Annotated in this window: 20 protein-coding genes; 7 read left to right on the top strand and 13 right to left on the bottom strand. The window is 63.5% G+C overall.

Annotation, left to right across the window (positions count from 1 at the left end; all coding sequences use genetic code 11):
* The 7 genes from GM676_RS02855 to GM676_RS02825 form a co-directional block, all read right to left on the bottom strand.
* Entirely contained in the window at window positions 1-2,190 is a 2,190-nt protein-coding gene (locus GM676_RS02855) for a TonB-dependent receptor (protein ID WP_155461851.1), read from the bottom strand.
* Window positions 2,191-2,299: 109 nt separating this feature from the next.
* Complete coding sequence (locus GM676_RS02850; protein WP_155461850.1) at window positions 2,300-2,806, bottom strand: TspO/MBR family protein; 507 nt, start codon at window positions 2,804-2,806, stop codon at window positions 2,300-2,302.
* Window positions 2,807-2,883: 77 nt separating this feature from the next.
* Entirely contained in the window at window positions 2,884-5,886 is a 3,003-nt protein-coding gene (locus tag GM676_RS02845; RefSeq protein ID WP_155461849.1) for a sensor histidine kinase, read from the bottom strand.
* A gap of 68 nt (window positions 5,887-5,954) precedes the next feature.
* Window positions 5,955-7,289, bottom strand: a complete 1,335-nt coding sequence (locus GM676_RS02840) for an amino acid permease (RefSeq protein WP_155461848.1) — start codon at window positions 7,287-7,289, stop codon at window positions 5,955-5,957.
* A gap of 41 nt (window positions 7,290-7,330) precedes the next feature.
* Entirely contained in the window at window positions 7,331-8,665 is a 1,335-nt protein-coding gene (locus tag GM676_RS02835; protein WP_170304197.1) for an amidohydrolase family protein, read from the bottom strand.
* 1 nt (window position 8,666) lies between these two features.
* Window positions 8,667-9,803, bottom strand: a complete 1,137-nt coding sequence (locus tag GM676_RS02830) for a dipeptidase (protein ID WP_155461846.1) — start codon at window positions 9,801-9,803, stop codon at window positions 8,667-8,669.
* A gap of 10 nt (window positions 9,804-9,813) precedes the next feature.
* Complete coding sequence (locus tag GM676_RS02825) at window positions 9,814-10,260, bottom strand: RidA family protein (protein WP_155461845.1); 447 nt, start codon at window positions 10,258-10,260, stop codon at window positions 9,814-9,816.
* 86 nt (window positions 10,261-10,346) lie between these two features.
* Here GM676_RS02825 and GM676_RS02820 point away from each other — a divergent pair, with 86 nt between their 5' ends.
* The 5 genes from GM676_RS02820 (at window position 10,347) to GM676_RS02800 (ending at window position 16,342) form a co-directional block, all read left to right on the top strand.
* Entirely contained in the window at window positions 10,347-11,036 is a 690-nt protein-coding gene (locus GM676_RS02820; RefSeq protein WP_155461844.1) for a helix-turn-helix transcriptional regulator, read from the top strand.
* 42 nt (window positions 11,037-11,078) lie between these two features.
* Window positions 11,079-12,299 (top strand): cyanophycinase, encoded by a 1,221-nt coding sequence (locus tag GM676_RS02815; protein ID WP_229262487.1) that lies wholly within the window; start codon window positions 11,079-11,081, stop codon window positions 12,297-12,299.
* A gap of 71 nt (window positions 12,300-12,370) precedes the next feature.
* Window positions 12,371-13,258: a MurR/RpiR family transcriptional regulator gene (locus GM676_RS02810; protein ID WP_155461843.1), complete on the top strand. Its 888-nt coding sequence runs from the start codon at window positions 12,371-12,373 to the stop codon at window positions 13,256-13,258.
* A 73-nt stretch (window positions 13,259-13,331) separates the two neighbouring features.
* Window positions 13,332-15,644 (top strand): GH92 family glycosyl hydrolase, encoded by a 2,313-nt coding sequence (locus GM676_RS02805; protein WP_155461842.1) that lies wholly within the window; start codon window positions 13,332-13,334, stop codon window positions 15,642-15,644.
* 74 nt (window positions 15,645-15,718) lie between these two features.
* The gene (locus GM676_RS02800) at window positions 15,719-16,342 is read left to right on the top strand and encodes a PEP-CTERM sorting domain-containing protein (protein WP_155461841.1); all 624 of its coding nucleotides are present in this window, start codon (window positions 15,719-15,721) and stop codon (window positions 16,340-16,342) included.
* Window positions 16,343-16,349: 7 nt separating this feature from the next.
* Here the strand turns inward: GM676_RS02800 and GM676_RS02795 are convergent, their stop codons facing one another.
* The 5 genes from GM676_RS02795 to GM676_RS02775 all read right to left on the bottom strand — a co-directional run bounded on the left by GM676_RS02795 (window position 16,350) and on the right by GM676_RS02775 (window position 22,214).
* Window positions 16,350-16,727, bottom strand: coding sequence for a glyoxalase superfamily protein (locus GM676_RS02795; RefSeq protein WP_155461840.1), 378 nt, complete (start codon window positions 16,725-16,727; stop codon window positions 16,350-16,352).
* Window positions 16,728-16,747: 20 nt separating this feature from the next.
* Complete coding sequence (locus GM676_RS02790) at window positions 16,748-17,440, bottom strand: hypothetical protein (RefSeq protein WP_155461839.1); 693 nt, start codon at window positions 17,438-17,440, stop codon at window positions 16,748-16,750.
* A gap of 58 nt (window positions 17,441-17,498) precedes the next feature.
* Window positions 17,499-18,344 carry a polyphosphate kinase 2 gene (gene ppk2 / locus GM676_RS02785; RefSeq protein WP_371866090.1) on the bottom strand — a complete coding sequence of 282 codons (846 nt, stop codon included), beginning with the start codon at window positions 18,342-18,344 and terminating at the stop codon, window positions 17,499-17,501.
* Between the two features lie 118 nt (window positions 18,345-18,462).
* Window positions 18,463-21,282 (bottom strand): wax ester/triacylglycerol synthase family O-acyltransferase, encoded by a 2,820-nt coding sequence (locus GM676_RS02780; protein WP_155461838.1) that lies wholly within the window; start codon window positions 21,280-21,282, stop codon window positions 18,463-18,465.
* A 161-nt stretch (window positions 21,283-21,443) separates the two neighbouring features.
* The gene (locus GM676_RS02775; RefSeq protein ID WP_155461837.1) at window positions 21,444-22,214 is read right to left on the bottom strand and encodes an alpha/beta fold hydrolase; all 771 of its coding nucleotides are present in this window, start codon (window positions 22,212-22,214) and stop codon (window positions 21,444-21,446) included.
* 101 nt (window positions 22,215-22,315) lie between these two features.
* Here GM676_RS02775 and GM676_RS02770 point away from each other — a divergent pair, with 101 nt between their 5' ends.
* Window positions 22,316-23,236 carry a LysR family transcriptional regulator gene (locus GM676_RS02770; RefSeq protein WP_155461836.1) on the top strand — a complete coding sequence of 307 codons (921 nt, stop codon included), beginning with the start codon at window positions 22,316-22,318 and terminating at the stop codon, window positions 23,234-23,236.
* On the opposite strand, the gene GM676_RS02765 is transcribed toward GM676_RS02770, so the two are convergent.
* Window positions 23,199-24,983, bottom strand: coding sequence for a thiamine pyrophosphate-requiring protein (locus tag GM676_RS02765; protein WP_155461835.1), 1,785 nt, complete (start codon window positions 24,981-24,983; stop codon window positions 23,199-23,201). The two genes, GM676_RS02770 and GM676_RS02765, sit on opposite strands and share 38 nt — an antisense overlap.
* A gap of 186 nt (window positions 24,984-25,169) precedes the next feature.
* Here GM676_RS02765 and GM676_RS02760 point away from each other — a divergent pair, with 186 nt between their 5' ends.
* Window positions 25,170-25,865, top strand: a complete 696-nt coding sequence (locus GM676_RS02760; protein WP_155461834.1) for a DsbA family protein — start codon at window positions 25,170-25,172, stop codon at window positions 25,863-25,865.

Genomic DNA, 25,865 nt, shown 5'->3' with positions numbered 1-25,865 from the left:
TCAGAAGCGGTAGTCCAGGCGCACGTCCACCGTGCGTGGGTCGCTCGGCGCCAGCATGCCGAAGCTGTCGATGTTGACCGGATGGACTTTGTTTTCGATGTTCTTCACGCGCGCGGTCACGCTCCAGACGGCGCCTTGCGGGCGATAGCGCACGGTGGCGTCGGTTTGCGTGTAGGCCGGCACGCGGTATTGCAGCAGCTGCGCCGGCACGGCGATGATGTAGGAAGCGCTGCGGCGCGCGCTGACGCCTGCCGACACTGGGCCGAAGCCGCGTTCATAGCCCAGTGTCAGCGTGCTGGATGGCGAGCGGTCCAGCTTATTACCGGCCCAGTCATGCACGCCATCCGGGCTATAGCGCACATAATGCGCATCCAGCAGCGACAAGGCGTAGTTGAAACGGTCGTGCGCGGTGGGCGCGAACTGGCCTTCAGCTTCCAGCCCTTTGACGCTGGCTTCACCGGCATTGCTGGTGACGAAGCGCGGCGCGCCGGCGACGATGGCGACGCTGGACAGTTGCAGGTTGTTGTAGTCGTACTTGAACACCGACAGATTCAGATTGGCCTTGTTGTCCCAGAAGCGCGTCTTCACGCCAGCTTCATGGGAGCGTACGGTTTCCGGCTGGTAGATCAGCGCCGCCGCCGGCACGGCCAGCGCGGCCGGGCAGCTCAGGCCCAGATGCGTCGAGCCTTCCAGGCAGCCGTCGTTAAAGCCGCCGGCCTTGTAGCCGGTGGAGATGGCGCCGTACAGCAGCGTGGCCGGCGCCAGGTCGTAATCGAGTCCGAGGCGCCAGGTGGTCTGGTGCGTGCTCATGGCGGCATCGTTCAACAGCTTGAAGTCGGTGGCCGGATTGAAGGCGGCGGCCTGCTGGAAGTTGGTCGAGCCCACGCGCGACTTGTCGTCGTTGGTGGCGCGCGCGCCAACGGTGGCGCGCAGCTTGTCCGTCACGCGATAGGTGGCCTGGCCGAACACCGCCTTGCTGGTGGCGATGGTCGGGCCGTGGTCGAACACGTAGTACGGCGGCAGGCCGATCAGATCGAGATCGCGGAAGGTGTATAGCTGTTTCGACTCTTCACGGAAGTAGTATATGCCCGCCTGCGCGCTGAGCGGGCCGTCGCCGTTGGTGGCCAGACGCAGCTCATGCGAATTCTGCGTGTAATCGCCGAGGAAGCTTTCGCGCACGTTGAGCGCCAGCGCTGGCTGCACGCGGTAGTAGAAGTTGGCCAGCTGGTCGTGATCGTAGTTGCGGTGCGAGCCAAGGTAATACAGCGTGGCCGCACCCAGGTCGAGCGTCAGGTCGGCGCTGATGCCGGAGGTGTTCTTGTAGCTGTGTGCCTGCACCGGCGGTGCGATGGCGGCGTTGGGCGCGACGAAGCCGTAGGTCAACTGCGTGTGGGTGCCGCTGCCGTAAGGTAGCGGATTGCCGCTGGCGACGCCGTGATAGAAATTGGTGTCTGGGACGTAGCTGTCGTTGTTGTCATCGACCTTGCTGCGATCGTAGCGCAGCACCAGCGTGGCGTCGCGTGTGATTTTCAGCTTGGCCGACAGGCGCGCCGACACGTCGTCGCGGTCCTTGCCCAGGGCGCGGCCGTTGTTCAGGCCATTGATCAAATAGCTGTCATGCCTGTTCCAGGACATGGCTGCACGCAGCGACAGCATCTCGTTGACGGGCAGGTTGACCATGCCGCTGATTTTGCGGCTGTCGTAGTTGCCGATTTCGGTGGCGATCCACGCTTCAAAGCGATTGACCGGCGTTTTCGAAATCACGCTGACCACGCCGGCGGTGGTGTTACGGCCATACAGCGTGCCTTGCGGGCCGCGCAGCACTTCCACCCGTTCCAGATCGTAGAAGCTCAGGTTCTGCGTTTGCGGACGCGCGATGTAGATCCCGTCCAGCAGGAAGGCGGCCGATGGATCGCCTTTCTCGGTGGTGTCGGCGTTGGAGACGCCGCGCATGGTGATGCGCAGGCCGTCGGTCGCGTAGTCCAGCTCCACGTTCGGCACGCGCGCGCCGATGGCGCCCGGCGTGTCGATGCCGGCGGCGTTCAACTGGTCGGCCGTCAGCGTGGTCATGGAAACTGGCGTTTTCGACTCCAGCGACGGCGAACGCTGCGCCGTGACGGTCACCTCCTGAATTTGCGCTTGCGCGGCACCTGCCAGCGACAGCGACAGGGCGATGATCTTGTTAACCATTGCTATTTTTAAACGATAGTTGCGTTTGAGATGCAAAGCCTGAGAGTGTATCAGCTTGCCTTGCATTTTCGTAGTTGATAAAGCAACTATCTGGATAAAAAACTCACAGTTAAAGCAGCGCCGGGTTCCGTTGCCAGATGGCGTAGCAGAGGCAGGTGGCAAAGCTCACCCAGCCGATGTAGGGAGCTAACAACACTCCGGCCCAACGGTCGCGCCGCCAGAACGCGACGATGGTGGCGGCGATCAAAAGCCACAGCAGGATAATGTCGCCAAACGCCGCCGCGCCATGATGCCAGGCGAAGAACAACCAGGTCCACAGGGCGTTCACCGCCAACTGCGCCACATACAGCGTCAATTCGGCACGCGCCGTACCGGGTGCCGCGACGCGCTGCACGCGCCACGCGGCGATGGCCATCAGCAGATATAGCGCGGTCCAGGCGGGGCCGAACAGCCATGCGGGCGGCGCCCATGACGGGCGGTCGAGCAGAAGATAGAAGTCGGCCGCCTGCGCGGAGGCATAGGCGCCAATCGCGGCGAAGATAAACGTCAGCAGCAGCCAGCCGGCGAGGGCGGGTAGATGCAAAGGGCGGTGTGGTGCGGTGGCGTGCGCAGTCATCGAGTGCTCCTCCTTGCGAATGGCTTAATGATGCGGCCCGTGGCACGGCGGGTCTGTGCGACATGGCACCCTGCGGGTCAACCGGGCCGGCGCCGCCACCAGGGCAGGCGATGGCCGGCATAAGCCGTGCGGGCCAAAAGCGTGATGGTAACGGTGGTGCCCGCATCTGGCGTACCGTCGATCAGCAGCGAGGCACCTATGCGCGCCGCCCGCTCGCGCATGCCGAGCAAGCCCCAGTGGCCGGGAGCCGCCGGCGCCGGCGGCATGCCGATGCCGTTGTCGCGCACCAGCAGCGTGAATTCGCCGGCGCCGTAACTGAGCTGGACCTCGATCTGCGTCGCCTGTGCGTGCTGATAGGCGTTGCGCACGGCTTCGCGGCCGATTTCGCTGATTTCCTCCGCCGCCTCTGCGCGCAAGGCCTGGCGCGCGCCGGTGACGCCGAGCGTGAACCGCACTCCCGGATAGCTGGCCGCCAGCAGGGCGGCGACGTCGCGCAGCTGGCATTCCATTTCATCGGCGCCGGCCGAGCGCAACTCATGTACCTGCGCGCGGCCCTCGCTGATGCTGTCGCGGGCGCTGTGCAGCACCGGCGCCAGCGCCTTGCGCGCGGCGCTGTCGTCGGGCAGGGCGTCGACCGCCGCATCGAGCCTGAGCACCACGCCCTGCACGGTTTGCAGGAAGGTGTCGTGCAGGGTGCGGGCGATGCGTTCGCGTTCGGCCAGCCGCACTTCCATGCGCTCCTCAAGCCGCGCCGTCACCACACGCAGACGGTACAGGTAGAGCGCATACAGCGCCGCCACCGCCGCCAGTATGCAAGCAGCCTTGAACCACAGCGTTTGCGTGAATCCCGGCGGAATTTCGACATCGACACTGGCCGGCTGCACGCTCCATACGCCGTCCTCATTGGCGGCGCGCACCTGGAAGCGGTAGGCGCCCGGCGATACATTGGTGTAGTAGGCGGTGCGGCGCGGGCCGGCATCCTGCCAGTCGCCATCCGCGCCATCGAGCCGGTACTGGAAGCGGACGTTTTGCGGCTGGCGCAAGCTGGCCGCCGAGTAGTTGATGTTGAAGTTCTGCGCGCCGGAAGGTAGCGTCAGCGCCGCCTGGCGTATCGGATAGGCCGCGCTGCCGGCGTGCACGCTGTGCAGGTTGACCACCGGCGCCACCGGATTGCGGGCGATGTTGCGCGTGTCAAAGCGCAGCAGGCCGCCGGTGCTGTTCAACCAGAGCTGCCCGTCCTTGTCCAGCTTTGCGGTGGGATGACGGTGTTCCAGCATGGCCTTGCCGACGTAACCGTCTTCCACGCCGAACAATTCGTAACGCAGCGGTAGGTCGGGGCGCATCAGCGCGTTGTTCCAGGCGTCGCGGGTGACGTGCACCAGGCCTTTGCCGCCGTTGAACCAGCGGTCGCCATCCGGCGTCACGGCCATGCCGGACACGTTTTGCAGCACTTCCGCATCATCCACTTGCAGCATGCGGAAACGGTCGCCGATCAATACCGCCACGCCTTGCTCGCCGCTGGCGACGATATCCTCGCCGGCGAACATACCGCGTCCCACGCCCAGAGAGGGAAGGGAATACGTGGTCAGCTTGTCGTTTTCGTCAATCAGGACCACTTGGCCGCCGGCGCAAAGCAACCAGGTCTGGCCGGGCTTCACACCGGGCGTGCCGAGGACGATCTTGTCCGGCAGGTTCATTCTGGCGCGCGGCACCCATGGGCCGTTGCCGGTCTTGATCACCAAACCTGTCTGGATGGTGACCAGCCAAAGCCGCTTGCCGTCGTCGGTCAGGCCCAGCACCATCAGGTTCTGCGGCTTGCCGTCCGGGCCTGGGAATTCGGGCATGGGGATTTTCTCCACCTTGCCCCGGTAGCGGTGTTCGATGTCGCGCGTCCATGGCAGCAGCAGACCACCCTCGCGGCTTTTTGCGGTGACCCATGCCGGCGTTGGATCGCGCTCCGGCTCGGCGCCGGCCCTCATCTTCCAGATGGTATTGGTATGGGGATTGGATACCCACAGCTGGCCGTTTTCATCGACCGTCATCATGTGCGTGGCGCGGCTGGTGGACAGGCGGTAGCGCTGCATGCGGGTATCGCGGTAACGGTCCAGTCCTTCCATGGTCGCCACCCAGATATTATGCTCGCGGTCTTCGATGATGGTGTTGCCCGCCAGCGCGGCGACGCCGGGCGCGATGCGCTGGTTCTCCGGCGCCGGCGGCGCCTTGATAAGGTTCGTCTTCTCGACCGCATGCGCTGGCGTCACGCACAAATCGCCGGGGCATTTCAGCTGCCACAGATTGCCATCGCGGTCAAAGCGCGCTATCCAGTTGGATCCGTAGCCTGGCGTGTTGATGATGTTCGGCGCCTGCATGGCGATGGAGGGATCGTCCGGCGCGGGCAGGGCTTCCACCTGATCGTAGTCGGCGGTCCAGATGCGGCCGTCGGGGGACTCGATCAGTTCCCCGGGCTTGGACAGTTTGCGCACCAGCTTGAAGCTATCCGTGGCCCGGTCATATAAATGTACGGTGTTCTCGCCGGCGGACCACAGGCGGTTATAACGGTCGATGCGGACATCGCCCGACACCACCGCCATATTGTTTTCGGGGACGTAGCGTTTGATCTGGCCCTTGCGTATGCGGAAAAGCCCAAGGGTGCTGGAGGCCCAGATATCGCCATTGCCGTCGAAGGCCAGCTGCGTCACCGGCGGCAGTTTGCCCAGCGGGACCAGCTCTTCCAGCTTGCCATCCGGATGCAGCACGGCGATGCCGCCAACGCCCGCATACGCGAGGTATAAATCGCCGTTCGGATGGGCGCGCACCATGCTGAATTGGAGGATGAGGCCTCTGTCGTTCAGCGGCATCTTGTACTGCTCGAAGCGCACGCCGTCAAAGTGGTACAGGCCAAACGGCGTCACCATCCACAGCCGGCCATCCTTGGCCTGCGCCATGCTGATGATGCCGGACGGCGCGCCGTCGCGATTGGTCCAGATAGTATGGTGATAGTCCGGCAGCGCGGTGTGTGGATTGAGCGCCTGCGCGAAGCTTGGGAGCAGGGTTAGCAGCAGGAGAAAACGAGATAGCATGATGAATCCCGAAAGACCGGCACGCGCCGGAGCATCCGGGATTCTAGCTTGAAAACGATATCAGGCAATTAAGCTTTTTTAACTCCCAGCTTATACCCCAAGGCCAGTACGCCCAGCCAGACCGGTATCAGATATACCGATAGTTGCAAGTCCGGCGTCAGATACATCACCACCATGATCCCCGCCAGGAAGGCCAGGCACAGGTAGTTGGTGAGCGGGTAGCCCAGGCTCTGGAACTGCGTGACTTGGCCTGCGGCCTTCTTCCGCGCGCGGAAGCGCAGGTGTATCCAGCTGATCAAGCCCCAGTTGATAATCAGGGCCGACACCACAAGCCCCATCAGGAAGCCGAAGGCCTTGGCCGGCATGAAGTAGTTGACCGCGACGCAGATGCCGGTGGCCAGCGCCGATACGCCCAGCGCCGTCAGCGGCACGCCGCGCGCGTTGACTTTCAGTAGCGCTTGCGGCGCATTGCCCTGCCTGGCCAGGCCATACAGCATGCGGGTGTTCGAGTACACGCCACTGTTGTACACGGACAGCGCCGCCGTCAGCACCACCACGTTCAGCGCATGCGCCACCACGTTGCTGTTCAGGGCATGGAAGATCAGCACGAACGGGCTGCCGCTGGTGACCACCTTCTCCCATGGGTACAGCGACAGCAGGATGCCCAGCGCGCCGATGTAGAAGATCAGGATGCGGTAAATGGCCTGGTTGGTGGCTTTCGGGATGGTGTGCGATGGATTGTCCGCTTCTGCGGCGGTGATGCCGATCAGTTCCAGCCCGCCGAAGGAGAACATGATGACGGCCATGGCCATCACCAGACCGCTGACGCCATTCGGGAAGAAGCCGCCGTGCTGCCACAGATTGGCCACCGTGGCCTGCGGGCCGGCGTCGCCGGAGATCAGCAGCCAGGCGCCGAACACGATCATGCCGACGATTGCCAGCACTTTGATGATGGCGAACCAGAATTCCATCTCGCCGAAGGCCTTCACATTAAACAGGCTGATGGCGTTAATGATGACGAAGAAGGCCAGCGCAGACATCCAGGTCGGCACCGCCGGCCACCAGTACTGGACGTAGATGCCGACCGCCGACAGTTCGGCCATGCTGACCAATACATACAGCACCCAGTAGTTCCAGCCCGCCATGAAGCCGGCCCAGTGGCCGCAGTATTTGTCGGCGAAGTAGCTGAAGGAGCCCGCCACCGGTTCATCGACCACCATTTCGCCCAGCTGGCGCATGATGAGGAAGGCGATCAGACCGGCCACGCCATACCCCAGCAGCACGGACGGACCGGCCATCTGGATGGTTTGTGCGATACCGAGAAACAGGCCGGTGCCAATGGCGCCGCCCAGCGCGATCAACTGAATATGCCGGCTTTTCAGGCCGCGCTTTAGTTCACTCATCTTCTTGCCTATGCGAGATTAAAAGTTGATTCTCGCATAACTCAGTCTTCGTGCACAGGCAAAGGCACGAACTTGTAATCGGCGCGCGCAAACTCGTGGCCGCGCTTCACGGTCAGCACCACGGAGCGCAGGTTGGCGATGTCCTGTAGCGGGTCCTGGCGCAGGAACACCATGTTGGCGTACTTGCCCACTTCCAGCGTGCCGAATTCCCGCTGCTTGCCCAAGGCTTCCGCGGCGTTGGCGGTGGCGGCGATGATGGCTTCCTGCGGCGTGAAGCCGGCGTACTTCACCAGTTTTTCCAGCTCGTGGTCCACCACCGGGAACGGGTCTTCGCCGGTGTTGTCGGTGTCGGTGCCGGCAATGATCTTGATGCCCGCCTTGTGCATGGCGCGCGTGATGTCACCGGCCAGTCCGATGTGGCAGTGCGGGCCGTCGCTCTTGTACACGCTCAGAGTGGCGTCCATGATGGTGCCGGACTTCGCCAGCGCGGCGATGTACCGTTGGATGCCCGGATCTTCCGCGTTCAGGCCTTCGTACGATGGCTCGCCGCTGTGGCCATAGGCCGATTTGCCGGCTTCGCGCACATGGCGCGCGATCATGCAGACGTGCGAGACGGAGGTCGCGCCCAGCGAATCGTAGGGCGAAGCAGGGTAGACCTGCATGTGCGTCCATACCGGGAAGTGCTGCGCTTTCGCTTCCGCGATCAGCTTGCGCACCAGTGTGCCGGGCAGGTTGGCGTAGATTTTCATGCCGGTGGCGCCGGTGCCGCGCGCCTGGGCGACGGCCAGCGGCAGTTCGGTCTTGTCGTCGACCGCGTACAGCCATGGCACAGTGCCCGGCTGCGTGCCCAGCGCCGCCACCACAGTGCGCGGGTCCTTGAAGAAGCTCGGGCCGGCCACCAGCGAGGCATAGAACACGTCCGGCGATGGAATGCGGTTTAGCAGCGCGTCGCGCGACAGGCCGGCCAGCTCGCGGGCATCGCCGGCCATGTCGCGCACGCCGGTCACGCCGCCATAAATATTGCGCTTCAATTCCGCTTCGGCGTAAGGGCGGTCCGGGTTGGTGGCGTAGTGGACGTGCGAGTCGATCAGGCCTGGCAGCACGTACTGGCCGCTGGCGTCGACCACCCGCGCCCCTTCGGCCTGCTGCGCTGTCAGCTGGGTGGCTGGCAGCACGGCTTCGATGCGGTCATCCTTGACGATGAGGGCCATGTGGGCGCGCGGCGCGGCGGCGGTGCCGTCGATCAGCGTGACGCCACGGTAAATCACGCGGCCCAGCGCCTTGCCATTCAGTTTATCGAGGCGTTCCTGCTGGGTGTTGGCCTGCACGCTGGCGCATAAGGCGGCGAGGGCGATGACTGCATATTTCAATTTCATCTTAGCTCCATACCGCATCGGCTACGCGCAGGAAGTTCGTGCCGAGGATTTTTTCAATGCGGCTGTTGCTGTGGCCACGCTTGGCGAGCAGGTCGGCCAGTTTCCAGAATTTGTCCCTGCCCACCAGGTCCGGCAGGAAGGGCACGATGTCAGGACGCTCGCCCGGGGCGCTGATGCCGGCGGCACGGCGCTGGCGCACTTCGTCTTCCAGATCCTTCATGTAAGTCTTCATGTCGTCGATCCGCGGCACGGTGCCGTCGGTGCCGATGCCAACGTGGTCTTCGCCGCAGATGTTGATGGCGTGCTCCATGTGGGTGATCAGGTCCGTCGCCATCGGCTGCCGGCCCACGGCCAGGAAGGGCATGAAGTAAATGCCGACAAAACCACCTTTTTCGGCGACCAGCCGCAGCTCCTTATCGGTCTTATTGCGTGGCAGGTCGGCCACGGCGCGGCAGCCGGTGTGGCTGATGATGATCGGCGCCTTCGACGCGGCGGCGGCATCGAGGCAGATTTGCTCGCCACTGTGGCTCAGGTCCACCAGGATGCGGTGGCGGTTCAGTTCCGCCACCACGTCATGGCCGAAGTCCGACAGTCCTTTGTTGGTCGGCACCATGGAGCCGTCGCCCAGCTGGTTCGGGCCGTTGTAGGTCAGTTGGATCACGCGCACGCCGCCCTTGGCGAAGACCTCCACGCGGCGCGCGTCCTTGCCCATCATGGCGGCGTTCTGGAAACCGAGGATGATGCCGATGCGGCCATCGGCCTGCGCGCGTTTGATATCGGCCGCGCCGCGCACCAGCAGCAGGTCGGCGGACTTCCTCTGAATGAAGGCGTTCCAGGCTTGTACATCGGCCAGCGTTTTTTCGTACGGATCGCCGTCGCCGAACACATAGCCGATGGTCATGTTGAAGGCGTTCAGGCCGGAGGCTTTTGCGTCCGCCAGTGCGCGCGCGTCGATGCCAAAATCGCTGGCGGCGCTATCGCGGATGGCGGCCGGCAGGTTGACGTTGTCGATGCTGCCCAGCGCATCGATGATGAGCGGGCGCCTGTCGCGCAGCGATGGGGCGGCGTGGGCGGGAATGCCCAGCGAGGCCAGGCCGGCGGCGGCTGCGCTGTGCAGGAAGGTACGGCGGTCGGTCATGCTTGCTCCGTTATTTATTTGTCGGTGCGTAGGCCACGCATTCCACTTCCACCTCGCCGCCCAGCGCCAGGCCGTTGGCGCCCAGCGCGCTGCGCGCCGGCAGGCGGCCCGGCTTGAAGTAGCTGACATAGACCTTGTTGAAGTCTCCCCACTTGCTCATGTCGGCCATCATGATGGTGCACTTGACGACATTGTCCATGCCCAGACCCATGCCCTTCAGGATGTCGGCCACGTTGTCCATGGCCTTGCGCGACTGCGCTTCAAAGCCGCCGGGCACCAGGCCTTTGTCGTCGGTGCCCAACTGGCCGGACAGGAAGACCAGATCGCCGGTGCGCACCGCCAGCGAGAACGGGCGTCCCGGTGGGTTGCCCTTGTTGTAGAACTCCGCATCGGCGGCGTTGGTGGCGGCTGTGCAGGTGAGCAAGGCCAGTGCGGCGGTGAAGTGTTTGAGTGTCATGACGGTCTCCTTTGGCAAAAAATTATAAACAGTTTGTTTAAAAAATGGGAAAATAAACGAATGAATCAACAAATTGTTGGGATGCGATGAAAGCTGTTTCATTAGCCGCCGAGCGCGCGGCTGTCATTAACGCCTTACGGCCGCTGGTGCCGATGCTGGCCGCCATGGCGGGGCCGCATCTGGAGGTGGTGCTGCACGATGTGAGCAAGCCCGAGAACTCGGTGATCGCTATCGCCAATGGCCATATCTCGGGCCGCGGCGTCGGCAGCTCGGTGCTGGAAGGACCGCAGAACGACAAGGGCTTTGCGGCGGCAACGCGCATCAAGTCGAAGGATGGCGCGGTACACAGCATCGTGGAGGATTATGTGACAGTGACGGCGGATGGGCGCGAGCTGCGCTCCGCCTCCGCCATCTTCCGCGATGCGGGCGGCGAGCCGTTTGCCACCTTGTGTCTGAACGCCGACCTGTCAGGCTTCCAGGCGGCGCATGGCTGGCTGTCGCAGATGCTTAAGCCGATGGTGCAGGCGGTGGCGCCGCCGGCGCCGGCGGCTGAATCGCAAATGGATGCGCTGATGCAGGAGATTATCAGCGCCGCCGTCGGTCCGGGCGGCAGTGCCGAGGCCTTGACGCGCGAAGGCAGGATACAAGCGGTGGATGCCATGCAGCGGCGCGGCCTGTTCATCGTGAAGGGGGGCGTGGAGCGTGCCGCAGCGGCGCTGCGCGTGTCGCGCTTCACCATTTATAATTACATGGAACAGTTGCGCCGCCGCGAATAAATCTCCGGCAAGCGGCGCCTTACCTGAGACAAGGAACAATGTATGACGAGTTTTGTTAAAGCGGTTCGCATGATCTGCGTGCCGCTGTTGGCGCTGTGCATGCAGATTTCAAACGCGGCCGAGGCGCCGCCGCAGGGCAACCTGCTGATCGCGGGCGGCGCGGTCCGTCCTGATAACACCATCATTTGGGAACGCCTGGTGCAGCTGGCCGGCGGCAAGGGCGCGCGCATCGCGGTCATGCCCAGCGCGGCCGGCAATCCGGAGCGATCCGGCACCAACCTGGTGAACACGCTGAATAAATTTGGCGCCACGGCTTTCGCGGTGCCAGTGGCGGTGAAGCTGAAGAACAGCGACTACCAGCGCGCCGCCGAAGACGAGACACTGGCACGTTCCATCCGCGAGGCGGGCGGCGTCTACTTCGCCGGCGGCGACCAGGGCCTGATCACCAAGGCGCTGGTGCGTCCGGACGGTTCGCGCACCGCTGTGCTGCAAGCGATCTGGGATGTCTACAACAAAGGTGGCGTGATCGGCGGCAGCAGCGCCGGTGCGGCCATCATGAGCAGCACCATGTATTACGAAGCGAGGACGGTGCTCGGCACGCTGGCGGCCGGCGTCAATGACGGCCGCGAACTGGCGCCGGGCCTCGGCTTCGTCGGCACCGACGTCTTCGTCGACCAGCATCTGCTGGCGCGTGGGCGCTTCGCCCGCATGCTGCCGGCCATGCTGAAGAAGAATTACAAGCTCGGTCTCGGCATCGATGAAAACACGGCGATGGTCATCAACGCCAAACGTGAAGTGGAGATCATCGGCTACCAGGGCGCGCTGCTGCTGGACCTGACCAAGGCCACCACCAACGGCGACATCAAGGAGTTCAACCTGACCAACGCCCGTATCAGCTACCTCGATCGCGGCGACCGTTACAATCTCGCCACCGGCCAGTACATGCCGTCGGCGGACAAGGTGGACGGCAAGCTGGACCCGGCCAAACCGTTCCTGAATGAGCAGGTCTACACAGCCGACATCCTGGCGCATAACATGGTGCTGGTGATGATGGAGAAGCTGATTAACAACACCAGCAACGAGGCGATCGGCATCGCCACCGCGCCGCCGGGCGAGGCGCGCGAGGATCTGGGCTTCGAATTCAAGCTGTCGCGCGACGCCAGCAGCGTCGGTTATGAATCCGCCACCACGGATGCCTACACCATCCTCAACGTGCGGATGGACGTGCGGCCATTGAAGATTACGCGCCCTTGGTATCGTTAAGGGATAATACTAGGTTCACAGTTGCCTGAAATGTACGTATGCTTACACCTTTTTAAGACAACTGGTGCGGCATGACAGCAGGTAGATCGGTTCCGACGGACGTCGCGTTTGTACAATCGGCGCTAGGCAAAGTGCTGGCCAGCGTGCGGGCCGAGGGCTCGGCCTCCCACCGCAGCATCGCGGATTACCTGATGCGCAACCCGATGCGCGGGACCGCCCTCAAGATCGAGGAGATGGCGGAGGGCTGCCAGGTTTCGACCGCCACCATCAGCCGTTTTGCCCGCGACATTGGCTTCGCCAGCTATGGCGCCATGCGCAGCGCGCTGGCCGAAACGCTGCACACGGCGATGCAGCCGGTTGAAAAACTGCGCACCTCGATCGCCCGCCGCAAGGCATCGCTGTCCGCCGGCGACGCCAGTCTCGAACAGGCCAAGGCCAATCTCGCCATCACGCATGGCGCCCATTCGCCGCAGGTGCTGGATGTGGTGGCCAATAAAATCAGCCGGGCGCGTACGGTGTATGTGCTGGGATTGGGCATGTCGTCCTGCCTGGCTTCGATGCTGACGCTGCATTTGCAGCCGTTCTGCCAGCATGTGGTGGAGCTGGCGGTGGCCGGCGGCACCGAGGTGGCGGCCGGCCAGCTGGTGCACATGCGCCGCGGCGATGTGCTGGTGGTGTTGTCCTTCCCGCGCTATTCCAGCGATGCCATGCGGCTGGCGCAGTTCGCGCGCAGCCAGAAGGCCAGCGTGGTGTCGATTACCGATAGCCCGTCGGCGCCGATGGTGAGCTTGTCGGATCATGTGCTGTACGCCAGCAGTTCGCACGGCGTGCTGCCGAGTAGCGGCGTGGCGGCGGTGGCCGTCATTGAAGCGCTGGTAGTGTCGCTGATGGTGTCGAACAAGGCCAATCTGAAGAAGGCGGCGCGCCTGAATGACGTCATTGCCGATTATCTTGTTTAGCTGATTTACTAAACATTCGCCCTTATTCGTTTTCCGGATTGACCGTGAACAGGGCAGGCGCTATAAAGTCGGGATGAGCGCGACTAAACTCCTTTCGGCTGGCGCGGCAGCGCTGGTCCTGGCCATTCCGGCGATCGCCACCGCCCAATCCACGCCTGCGGCGGCGGTCGATGTGTTCATCGGCACTGGCGGCGACGGCCACACCTTCCCCGGCGCCACGCGGCCGTTCGGCATGGTGCAGCTCAGCCCCGATACGCAGGTGCGGCCATTCCGCCAGAGCTATCCGTGGGCGGCCGGTTACCGCTACGACGACGATTCCATCCTTGGCTTTTCCCACACCCATTTTTCCGGCAGCGGCCATTCCGACCTGGGCGACGTGCTGCTGATGCCTTACAGCGCCGAGACCAAATGGGAGCCGGGCTATCCCGAGCGGCCGTTCAGCGGCTATCGCTCGCGCTTCAGCCACAAGGAAGAACGCGCGGAGCCGGGTTATTACGCGGTGCGACTGTCGGACAACGATGTGAATGTGGAGCTGACCGCCAGCGAACGGGTTGGCCTGCATCGCTATCGCTACGCCAAGGGGGCGGAGGCCAAGGTGATGCTGGACCTGCGCGCCAGCATTTACGATTACGCCGCCAAGAATCTGTGGTCGCGCCTGCGAGTGCGCGACAGCACGCTGATCACCGGCATGCGCGAGACGCGCGGCTGGGCGGCTGGGCGTCAGCTGTACTTCGCGATCCAGTTCTCGCATCCGCTGACCGCGCGCTCCCTGCGCAATATGGAGCGCGACGTTGAATACAAAGGCTTTGCCGGTCCCGCCACGCAGACCGTGGTGGAGGGCAAGGCGCTGGTCGGCGCGCTGGAATTCGGTGTGCCGGCCGATGGCCAGTTGCAGGTGAAGGTGGCGATATCGGGCGTGAGCGAGGACGGCGCCATCGCCAATCTCGCGGAGATGCCAGGCTGGGACTTTGACGCGGAACGCGCCAAGGCCAGCGCCGCATGGAATGAGGCGCTGGGCGCTGTGACCATCGAGGCCGGGCCGGAGATGCGCAAGATGGCTTACACCGCGCTGTATCACAGCATGCTTGCCCCCAGCCTGTTCATGGATCGCGATGGACGTTACCGTGGGCCGGACAATCAGGTGCATCAGGCGAACGGCTTCCGTTATCACTCCACCTTCTCACTGTGGGATACCTACCGCGCGCTGCATCCCTTGCTGACGCTGATCCAGCCGGAGCAGCGCAATGTGGACTTTGTGCGTTCGCTGGTGGAATCGCAAAAGCATAGTCCGTACGGCATCTTGCCGGTGTGGGCCTTCCATGGCCTGGAGACGTGGTGCATGATCGGCTATCACGCGGTGCCGGTGATCGCCGACGCGTACATGAAAGGCCTGAAAGGCTTCGATGCCGAAGAGGCGTTGAAAGCCATGACAGCCAGCGCGGAATATGGGCCTTACGGCGGTTTGCAGCACTACATGAAACTGGGCTACGTGCCGATCGACCTGGAGCCGGAAGCCGCATCCAAGACAGTGGAATATGCGTTCGACGACTGGACCATCGCGCGCATGGCGGAGAAGATGGGCAAGAAGGACATCGCCGCCCGCTACTACCAGCGTGCCCAGAACTACCGCAACTCGTTCGATGTGAAGACCGGTTTCCTGCGCGCGAAGAAATCGGACGGCAGCTTCCGCGAGCCTTTCAATCCGGTGCAATCCAACTTCGGTAGCGACTACACCGAGGGTAGCGCGTGGCAGTACTCATGGTATATGCCGCATGATAACGCGGGCCTGATCAAGATGCTGGGCGGCGACGCCGGCTTGCAAAACAAGATCGATCAGGTGTTCGACGCCAAGGTGGACGACAACGTCTACGCGCACATGGAAGACATCTCCGGCCTGATCGGTCACTACGCGCACGGCAACGAGCCGTCGCATCACGTGGCCTACCTGTACAACTACGCCGGCGCGCCGTGGAAGACGCAGCAGCGCCTGACGCAGGTGGTGGCCTCGCAGTACAACGCCACACCGGCGGGATTGTCGGGCAATGACGATCTGGGGCAGATGTCGGCCTGGCTGGCCTTCACCGCGCTGGGCTTCTATCCGGTAGCGCCGGGCAGCAACGAGTACGTGATCGGCCGCCCGTTCCTGGACAAGGCCGTGATGAACCTCCCGAACGGCAAGCGCTTCACCATCCGCGCTGTGGGCCTGAGCAAGGAGAACATCTACATTTCCGGCGTGACGCTGAACGGCAAGCCGCTGGCCCAGACCTATCTGCGCCATGAACAGATCACTGCTGGCGGCGAGCTGGTATTCACCATGTCCAGCCAGCCGAACAAGGACTGGGGCCAGGCGACCAATGCGCGGCCTTACACGCAAACGGCATATTGATTTTGTTTTTTTAGAACCTTTTCTGTGTTGTCTGGAATACACCGTTCCCATCAACGATATTTCGGATAACTGCCATGAAAAATTTCATTCTGAAGTCTCTCGCTGTCGCCAGTGTTGTTGTTGCTAGCAATGCGCAAGCGGTTGCTGATCCCGCCAACGATTTCCTGTCCGTCTACACTGGCAGCAAGGCTGCCGCTTTCGATGTGCTGTCGGCGGACGTGGGGTATAACGCCGCGACCAACGAGTTTGTGTTCCGCACCACCGCTGCGGGTGACATCGCTGGCGTGACGGGAGCGGCCTACGTATTCGGACTGGACGTCGGCGGTTCGACCAATGCGCCGTTCGCGTCGGTCGGCTTGCCTGGCGTGACTTTCAATTCGACCGTGACGTTGCGCTCTGACGGCACCGGCAACGCCGGCGCCAACGCTGTTACCACCCACATTGTCGGCAGCGAGATTTTCGCCACGGTTTCCGCTTCGCTGCTGCCATCCAAAGGCGCCGCATTCAGCGACTACACCTGGACTGTGTGGTCGATCGACAGCCGCGTTTCCGGCCTGGGCCGCCTGGCGGATTTCGCTCCGGACGCCAATATCAAAGTCAGCGCGGTACCGGAGCCTGGCGTCTACGCGATGCTGATGGCGGGCCTGGGCTTGATGGGCCTTGTCGCCCGTCGCAAAAAGCCGGGTTTGGACGCGTGAATTCGCATCACGCGGAGATTTCCGGTTCGCGGTTATAGAAGGTGAGGCGGTTGCCGGCCGGGTCTTTGATGGACATCTCGCGGCCGCCCCACGGTGCTTCTTCCACGCCAGGACGCGCGTGCTTGTATTCCTTGGCGATTAACTCGGCCTGATAGGCGTCGACGTCGGTGGTGGCGATGCGGATGGCGGCGCCGGGCGAGCAGTCGCCAAAGTGGCCCGACAGGTGCAGCAGGCAGCCGTCCTTGGATACCTGCATGTACAAGGGGAAGTTGCCCTCGAAGCGGTGTTCCCAGTCGACCTTGAAACCGAGGAAGTCCACATAGAATTCGCGCGTCATCGCTTCGTCGAAAATGCGCAGGATAGGTGTGACGGTGCCGAGGCTCATGGTGTCTCCTTGATCGAGGTTTATCGCAACGTCGCCCAGATGATGGCGATGCCGCCCATTAGTATCAGATAAAACAGCAGCGGCAGGATCAGGAACCATATCCGTGCCGGGTTTTTGTTGGCCGCGAATGCGGTGGTAGCCGCGCAGTAGCTGGTCCAGCATGACCACAGCAGGAACATCAGCAGGACGATGCCGTTGATATTGGTGGACTGCCACGCCTCGATGTAGTTATCGTAGCTGAACGAATCGACCAGCGTCCACACCATCAACGGCAGCACGTACACGAGGCCTTGCAAGGTGCTGACGGCGCGCGCGCGTTCCGGCGCCACCTCGGCGACACCCGACCATTCCAGCCGCTTGCGGTACCACCAGCCGCGGAAGTACCAGCTGATGACTGCACTGAACAGGCCCGCCACCAGCACCACAATCCAATAGTGCATCCACGACGAGGCGATCCAGCCGGCCAGCCCCTCCGCTCCTGCTTCGGCATTGCGGAAGTCCGCCTTGAGCAGGTTCTGGTCAATGCGTCCCATCACGTCGGCCATGCCGACGATGGCGGCGGCGAGCAGGATGCCGCGCTGGTCCGCCAGCAGGTCCGGCTGGGCAAAGTAGGCGCGGGGAGTGAGCAGCAGCGACACCAGGCGGTGCGGGCTGAAGACGGAAGGGGAGGATTCCGCGCCGGGGATGGCGCGGAGACTGTCGTCGCTGCTCATGGTTGCTAAATCCTGTACTGATGTTGGCAAGCTTAGCACTTTAGCAGCAACAGGAGGATTAATACACCTCAGGCACGATAATTTCTGGCGGTACCGGGCGGCGCACGTAGTCGTCGTGGTATTCGCGCTCCGGCAGGTGGATGGCCGGATGCTCGACTTCCTCGTACGGCATTTGTCCCAGCAGGTGGTGGATGCAGTTCAGGCGTGCTTTTTTCTTGTCCACGCCTTGCACCACCCACCATGGCGCTTCCGGAATATGCGTCCGCTCCAGCATGATTTCCTTGGCCCTGGTGTATTCCTCCCAGCGGCGGCGCGACTCCAGGTCCATCGGACTCAGTTTCCACTGCTTGAGCGGGTCGTGGATGCGGCCGAGGAAGCGCGCGTTCTGCTCTTCGTCCGAAATCGAGAACCAGTATTTGATGACCTGGATGCCGGAACGGACCAGCATGCGCTCGAATTCGGGCACGGTCTGGAAGAATTCCTCGTACTGGTCGTCGGTGCAGAAGCCCATCACGCGCTCGACGCCGGCGCGGTTGTACCAGCTGCGGTCGAACAGCACCATCTCGCCGGCGGCCGGCAGGTGCGAGACGTAGCGCTGGAAGTACCACTGCGTGCGTTCGCGGTTGTTCGGCGCCGGCAGCGCGGCCACGCGGCACACGCGCGGGTTCAGGCGCTGGACGATGCGCTTGATGACCCCACCTTTGCCGGCGGCGTCGCGCCCCTCGAAGATGATGACGACCTTGTGGCCGGTGTGGACCACCCAGTCTTGCAGCTTGACCAGCTCCGCTTGCAGGCGGAATAACTCGCGGAAGTAGAGGCGGCGGGCTTCCTTGGCCTCGTGGCTGCGCTCGCGCTCGACCACTTGCCGGGTGACCGGATCGATCTCGCGGTCTTCCAGCTCCATTTCCAGTTCTTCGTCGTAGCTGTCGGTCAGCTCGCGCTGGACGCGGTCCAGCAGGTCGTGCTCATTCAAATTCACGCAATACTCCTCATTTTGCAATGAGGAGCACCATACGCGAGGATTATGACGCGGTGATGACGATGCCCGGCAGCGCCGGTTCGGCCGGCTGCGGCGCGGCCACGTCTCCGGTGGCCAGCTCCAGTTCTCCGAAAGCGTCGTAGGTCAGCTGCATCAGGCGGTCCGGATCGGGTACCAGATCGGTGTCCACGAACAGCGCCAGCTGGATCTGGCCGGCGTAGGAGATGAAGGCCAGGCCGACACCCAGCTTGCCGGCCTGCGGCACCCAGCAGATCAAATCCGTCAGGCGCGAGCCGGCCAGATAGCGACGGCTGGACGGGCCTTCGATATTGGTCAGCACCACCGAGCCTTTGGAGGTGAACAGATTCAGCGCAAAGTGCTGTAAGGCGGTCGGCAGGCAGCCGGCGATCGACAGGAAGGCCATGGTGGCGCGCGGCTGGTGCGAGCGCTTGATGGCGGTCATGCGCTCGCTGGACTGGCGCAGGCGCAGCGCCGGGTCGTCGACATTGGTCGGCAAATCCACCGCCACCAGCCCGAACTCATTCCCGAGCTGGAAAGCGTTGGCTTTCTCGCGCAGATTGAAGGTGACGGCGGCGCGCAGGGCCCGGCCATCGGGACATTGTCCGCGTTCGCCCAGATACTGGCGCAGGGCGCCGGAGACGGCGGCCACCCAGACGTCGTTCAGTGTCACGCCCATGCGCTTGGACATGGCGCGCACCCGGTCCATCTCCAGCGGTGGCAGCCAGACCAGCTGCTTGGTGCCCGTCATGGGTGCCTTGAACTGCGTGTGCGCATCGGGCCACAGGATGGACAGGCGCGCCACGTGGGCGCCGATCTTCAGCCAGGACAGGCCGCGCACCACCGCCGAACACACTTTGTTGCTGGCGATGGCGCGGTGCGGATGGCCGACCGGCGACGGTGTCTTGCCATGCAGGCCATTGTCGTCGGTGAGATGGTTCAGCACATGCACCAGCCCCAGTCCATCGGTGATGCAGTGGTGGACGCGGAACACGATGGCATGGCCGCCGTTGACGCGGTCCAGCACCGTCATGTGCCACATCGGGCGGTCGCGCTCCAGCGGCAGGTGGGCCAGGCGGGTGAGATGGTCCTGCAATTCGGCGCGGTTGACATCGCGCTCCATGCGTTCCAGCTCGATGTGCCGGCGGATGTCGAACTGCTCGTCCTCCACCCAGTGCGGGCGGCCGCGCTGTTGCACCACTTTCTGCGTGAAGCGCGGATAGTTGGGCAGGCGGTGAGCGATGGTGGAGACCAGCCGCTCCATGTCCACCGGGCCTTCGAACAGCAGAATGCTGTTGATGACCATCAGATTCTTCTCCGTGTCCATGCGATGCCAGGCATAGTCGCGGCGCGTCATGGCGGCCTGCATGGCTTTGGATTTGCGCGGCCGCAGTGCGTAGCGGTTCAGGCCTGTCATGTGGATGCGGCCGAGATAATCGTGCCAGTCGATAGCGCTGGTGTCCACACTGTAACGCGCCCGGTCTTCGCTGCTGAAGCGCTGGGCCAGCGCTTGCAGACAGTCGTTCTGGAATACGTAGCGTGGCGCGGTGTAGAAGGAGAAGGTCAGGGCCAGCAGCTGCGTGGTGCGCAGCGCTTCCAGCTTGGGCGATTCGCCGGCGCCGAGCAGTTTGCGCACGGCGCTCCAGCCGCTGGCGCCAACGCGCATGGCGCGCAGCATCAGCAGGAACAGCGGTCGGCTGACCACGCGGAAGTCGTGTTTGGGCTCGTTGTAGAACAGACGCTCGTACTGGCGCCAGTTGCGCTGCGATTCGCCCTTGATCAAATCGATCACGCGGCCGACCGTTACCGGGTTGCTGGAGCCGGTGCAGGTCTGGTAAATCCGCGTGGCCGGCGCCGATTGCAGCGCCTCGGCGGCGGCCAGCACGATGCTGTTGGCCACCAGATCGGCAGGGATGATGTCCACCACCTCGTTCGGCCTGGCCGGGAAGAAGTTGGTCTTGCCGCGCGCGTAGGCAAGGATGATGGCGTCGGCCACCTTCACCCCTTCGATCCAGCCGGGCACCGGTTCCTGCAAGGTGCTTTCGATGATCGAAGGGCGCACGATGGTCAGCGAGCGGCCGCGCATGGCGGCCATGGCCAACTGTTCGCCCATCCATTTGGTGAAGGTGTAGGTGTCGTTCCAGCCGTGGTAATTGGCTTCGGCGATGCCGAGGTCCGTCAGGCGGCGTGCCAGTTCTTCGGGTTCGCTGGTCTCCGCGCGCACCAGGGCGATGCGATGGTTCAGATGCTGAAGCAAACTATATAAATCGTAATGGCCGTCGGCGTGGCGCGGAATGGCGGCGCGCGCCGGCGAGACGTTATGTTCATGCATCGCACCTCGGTTGTAGCCGTTGACGTAGCAGGTCGATACCTGAATCAGCGGCGCGTGGCCGGCGCGCGCCAGCTCGGTGATGTTTTGCACGCTGATGGTGTTGATGGCCAGCGCCTCGTCCAGCGCTTCGCGGAAGTTGACGCTGGCGGCGGCGTTGATAATCAGGTCGACGCGGCGCGCCAGTGCATGGAAGGCGTTGATCGGCAGGCCGAAGCCGGGCGCCGTCACCTCGCCGGTGACGCATTCGATCTTCTCGGCGAAGAACGCGGTCAGGAAGTCCGGGCGTTCGGCACGCAGGCGGTCGAAGATGGAAGAGGTGGCGATATCGCACTCAAAGCGCTGGCGGGCGTCGGCGCCGTTGCCGCCGGCGCGGATCAGCAGCACGATGCGGCCGATGTCGGGCACGCTGCGGATCAGCTTTTCCAGCACCACTTTGGCCAGGAAGCCGGTGCTGCCGGTAATCAGGACGCGCTTGCCCGAGAGTGCCGCTTGCACATTCAATGCTGGAGTCATAGGTTTCTCAGAAACGGTGTCAGAACTGCAATGAGCCGATCTTAGAGCGAAACCGCGGAGTGACTAGCTATTATGGACTGGCTTGGGAGGCCAAACGCATGGCGTGGGGAGTCAGCACTGGAGCGGCCGCAGGCGTGCGCCTGCGGCATTTGTACAACGGATCAGTTAGCGGCTACCGCGTCGAGGATGAGGTTGGCCACGTCATCCGGACGCGATACGTGAGGCGTGTGATCCGCCGGCAGGCTGACGGTCCTGGCTGAAATATTGCGCGCCATCGCCTTTTGCAATTCCGGCGCGATCATATGATCCTGCTCGCTCACCAGATACCACGACGGTTTGGTTTTCCACGCCGCCGCGCTCACCTTTTCCTGGAAGTTCAGGCCGCGTACCGGCACCTGGGTGGCCGCCATCATTCTGGTTTCCGCAACCGGAACGAACTGGGCGAGATGCTTCTGCACGCCTTCCAGGCTGAGGGTCAGGAAGCCTTCCTTGTCCGCCACCAGATGGGCGAAGCCTGATGGCGTTGGGTATCCCTGCGAGAGGGTGGTAATCGATTGGCCTTCGGCTGGTGCAAATGCCGCCACGTAGACCAGCGATTTCACGCGCTCATGCATGCCGGCCTCCGTAATGACGACGCCGCCCCAGGAGTTGCCGACCAGGACCACCGGGCCGGTCTGCATGTCGAGCACGCGGCGCGTGGCCGCCACGTCGTCGGCCAGTGAGGTGAGCGGATTCTGCACCGCGACCACGTGTAGGCCCTTGGCCTCCAGCCGGGTAATGACCTTGTTCCATATCGAGCCATCGACAAACGCGCCGTGCACCAGCACAACCGTCGGTTTCTGGGTGTCGGCCGCGCTGACTGGCGGCGTAGCGGCAGCCACCGCGCCACTCAGGGTGGCTGCTGCGATTGCTTTGGTGGCGATGTTTTTCATGGGATGTCCTTTCGGGTTCGTTGCGATGTATGCACTGTACATATGAAACGAATAAGGATAAATTGGCTAGTTGGATCAACATAGAAAACAATACATTTCAAATGGATAGACTGACGTGCATGCAGGTATTTGTCCGCGCGGTTGAGCTTGGCTCTATTTCCTCCGCCGCCGAGGATCTCAACATCTCGTCGCAACTGGCGGGCAAGCAGGTGCGCGCGCTGGAGCAGAGTCTGGGCATCAAGTTGCTGAACCGGACCACGCGCCGCCAAAGCCTGACCGACGTGGGGACGGTTTTCTACGAACGGGCCAGGACCATTCTGGCCGAGATGGAGGCGGCCGAAGCGCTGGTCGAGGACGCCCGTGCCCTGCCGCGCGGGCGGCTGCGCATCAGCGCGCCCATTACTTTCGGCAGTCGGGCGCTGGCGCCGGCGCTGGTGGAATATCTGCGCTTGTATCCGGACGTGACAACCGATCTCAGCTTGTCCAACCGGACCGTCGATCTGGTCGAGGAGGGGTTTGACGTGGTTTTCCGCACCGGCGAACTTCCGGACAGCAGCCTGGTGGCCCGCCGGCTGGCGCCGTACCGCATGGCGCTATGCGCCGCGCCCGCTTACCTGAAGGCCGCCGGAACGCCGCATAAGCCGGAGGACCTGCCGCGGCATGAATGTCTGGTGTTCTCCCACACGGCGCTGCGCACGCAATGGGAGTTTGACGGAGTGGAAGGGCGCGTATCGATTGCCATCAATGGCAGGTTCTCCACTGACAGCAGTGAAGCGCTGCGGGCGGCGGCCGTGGCCGGGCAAGGCCTGATCTTGCAGCCGCGCGAGCTGCTGAACGAAGACATGGCGGCTGGCCGGCTGGTGCGACTCATGCCGGATTACGAGCCAGTGGCGCGCGCACTGCACCTGCTTTACACCGCAGACAGGCGCATGACGCCCAAACTACGCAGCTTCCTCGACTTCGCCGTAGAAAAGTTCGGGCCGGTCAACGGCCAGGGAACAGTCCGTCCCACACTTCCTTGATGGTGGCGGTGACGATGCCGGTGGCGTCAGGGTCGCCGCGCAGCAGCGCGCGCAGGTAGTGGACCGCCTGCTTGGGCGAGACGTGCGGCGGCAATGGCGGCACGTCGGGGTCGGTCACCATTTCCAGCAGCGTCGGCACCGGCGATGCAAGCGCGGTTTCCCACGCTTCCGCGACCTGGTCCGGGTGGTTGACGCGGATGCCGCGCAGGCCCAGCAGTTCGGCGTAGGCGGCATACGGGAAGGTGGGCAGGTCCTGCGATGCCGGCAGCTTGGCGTCGCCTTCGGTGATGCGCTGTTCCCAGGTGACCATATTCAGATCGCCGTTGTTGAGGACCATGATGACCATGCGCGGATCGGCCCACTGGCGCCACAGGTGGGCCAGCGTGATCAGCGCATTCACGCCCAGCATTTGCATGGCGCCGTCGCCCAGCATGGCGATCACCGGCCGTTCGGGGTGGACACATTTGGCCGCCAGCGCGTACGGCAGTGCCGAGCCCATGGTGGCCAGGCCGCCGGATAGCGAAGCGCTCATGCCGGGCCGGATTTTCAAGTCGCGCGCATACCAGCTGGCGCAGCTGCCGGAATCGCAGGTGAGGATGGCGTTGTCCGGCAGGCGTGGCGACAGTTCCCAGAACACGCGCTGCGGGTTGAGCGGCCTGGCCTCGTTCATGGCGCGCGCTTCCAGCACTTGCCACCACTCTCTGACATTTTTTTCGACGCGCTCGCGCCAACTGCGGTCGGTTTTCTGTTCCAGCAGCGGCAACAGGGCCTCCAGCGTGGCCGCGCTGTCGCCGGTCAGGCAGACTTTCATCGGATAGCGCAGGTTGAGCATGCGGGCGTCGATGTCGATCTGCACGCCGCGCGCCTTGCCTTCCTTGGGTAAAAACTCGGAGTAGGGGAAGGCCGAGCCGACCATCAGCAGGGTGTCGCACTCGTTCATCAGGTCCCAGCTGGGTTTGGTGCCAAGCAGACCGATGGCGCCGGTGACGTAAGGCAGCGCGTCCGGCACGGCGGCCTTGCCCAGCAGCGCTTTGGCGATGCCCGCGCCCAGCTTGTCGGCGACGGCGATCAGCGCATCGGTGGCGTGCAACGCGCCGGCCCCGGCCAGGATGGCGACTTTCTTGCCGGTGTTGAGCAGGGCGGCGGCGCGTTGCAAGTCTTCGTGGCGCGGCGTGACGGCGTGGCCGGTGTAGCCGATGCCGCTGTGGACCGTGCCGTGTTCGCGCGGCGGCGTCTCGACCGCTTTCATCTCCTGCAAATCGTTGGGCAGGATCACGCAAGTAACGGTGCGGCGTTCGATGGCGATGCGCATGGCGCGGTCGATCAGGTGACGCACCTGTTCCGGCGTGGTGGCCATTTGCACAAACTCATGCGCCACGTCCTTGAACAGCGACATCAGATCCACTTCCTGCTGATAATCGCCGCCCAGTGCCATGCGGCTCTGCTGGCCGACGATGGCCACCACCGGCTGGTGGTCCATTTTCGCATCGTACAGACCGTTGAGCAGGTGGATGGCGCCCGGACCGGAAGTGGCCAGGCAGACACCGACTTCGCCACTGAACTTGGCGTGCGCGCACGCCATGAAAGCCGCCAGTTCCTCGTGCCGCGCCTGCACGAATTCAATGCCCGTGTCGCCATGGCCAAAGGCGCCGATCACACCATTGATGCCATCGCCCGGATAGCCATAAATACGCTTGACGCCCCACGCCGCCAGCCGCTTGAGTACAAAGTCGCCCACGGTTGCCATGACTCACCTCGCTTCGCTCGGATTGAGGCCCGATTCTAGCGAGGAAGACCACAATTGCGCAGCGATAACGTGCGCGGCCCTGCCGCACACTTGCTCGATTCGAGAAACAATCTGTCTCAGCCGCCGCTATTTCTGACGTGAATGAAAGCGGTTAAGCTTGCAAGCATTCTCCCGTAAAGGAACACCATGACCACCTTGCATTACATCTTTGATCCCCTGTGCGGCTGGTGTTACGCCGCCGCGCCGCTGATTTCGGCGGCGCGCAGCTTTCCCGGCATGCGCATCGAATTTCACGGCGGCGGCATGATGACCGGTCCGAACGCCCGCACCATCACCCCGGATTGGCGCGAATACGTGATGCCGCACGACCTGCGCATCAGGCAACTGACCGGCCAGCCCTTCGGCGCGGCTTACTTCGATGGCCTGCTGCGCGACACCACGGCGGTGATGGACTCGGCTCCGCCCACCACTGCCATCCTGGCCGCCCAGGAATTGGCCGGGCAGGGGCTGGACATGCTGCATCGTTTGCAGCACGCGCATTATGCCGAAGGCCGGCGCATCGCCGATTTGCAGGCTCTGGTTGAACTGGCGCTGGAAATGGGGTTGGACGAGACCGCCTTCGCCGCAGCCTTTGCGCGCCTGAGCGGGCCTGCGACCGATCGTCATTTTGCCGAAAGCCGCAAATGGCTGGCCCGCTGCGGCGGCCAAGGCTTCCCGACTGTTGCGCTCCAGCGCGACGATGGCGTGCTGGAGCGAATCGACCTGGGCCGCTGGCTGGGGCGGGTGGACGAATGGCGTGCCTATCTGGATAGCCAGGCGCCATCGGCAAGCCAGCCCTCGGCAGTCAATCCGGGGTGCGATACCGGCGGCTGCGCGATTTGA

Origin of the sequence: Duganella radicis (genome assembly GCF_009720825.1) — a bacterium.
In the GTDB taxonomy this organism is placed as follows: Bacteria; Pseudomonadota; Gammaproteobacteria; order Burkholderiales; family Burkholderiaceae_D; genus Rugamonas; species Rugamonas radicis.
This window is presented reverse-complemented; position numbering and strand designations above follow the sequence as displayed.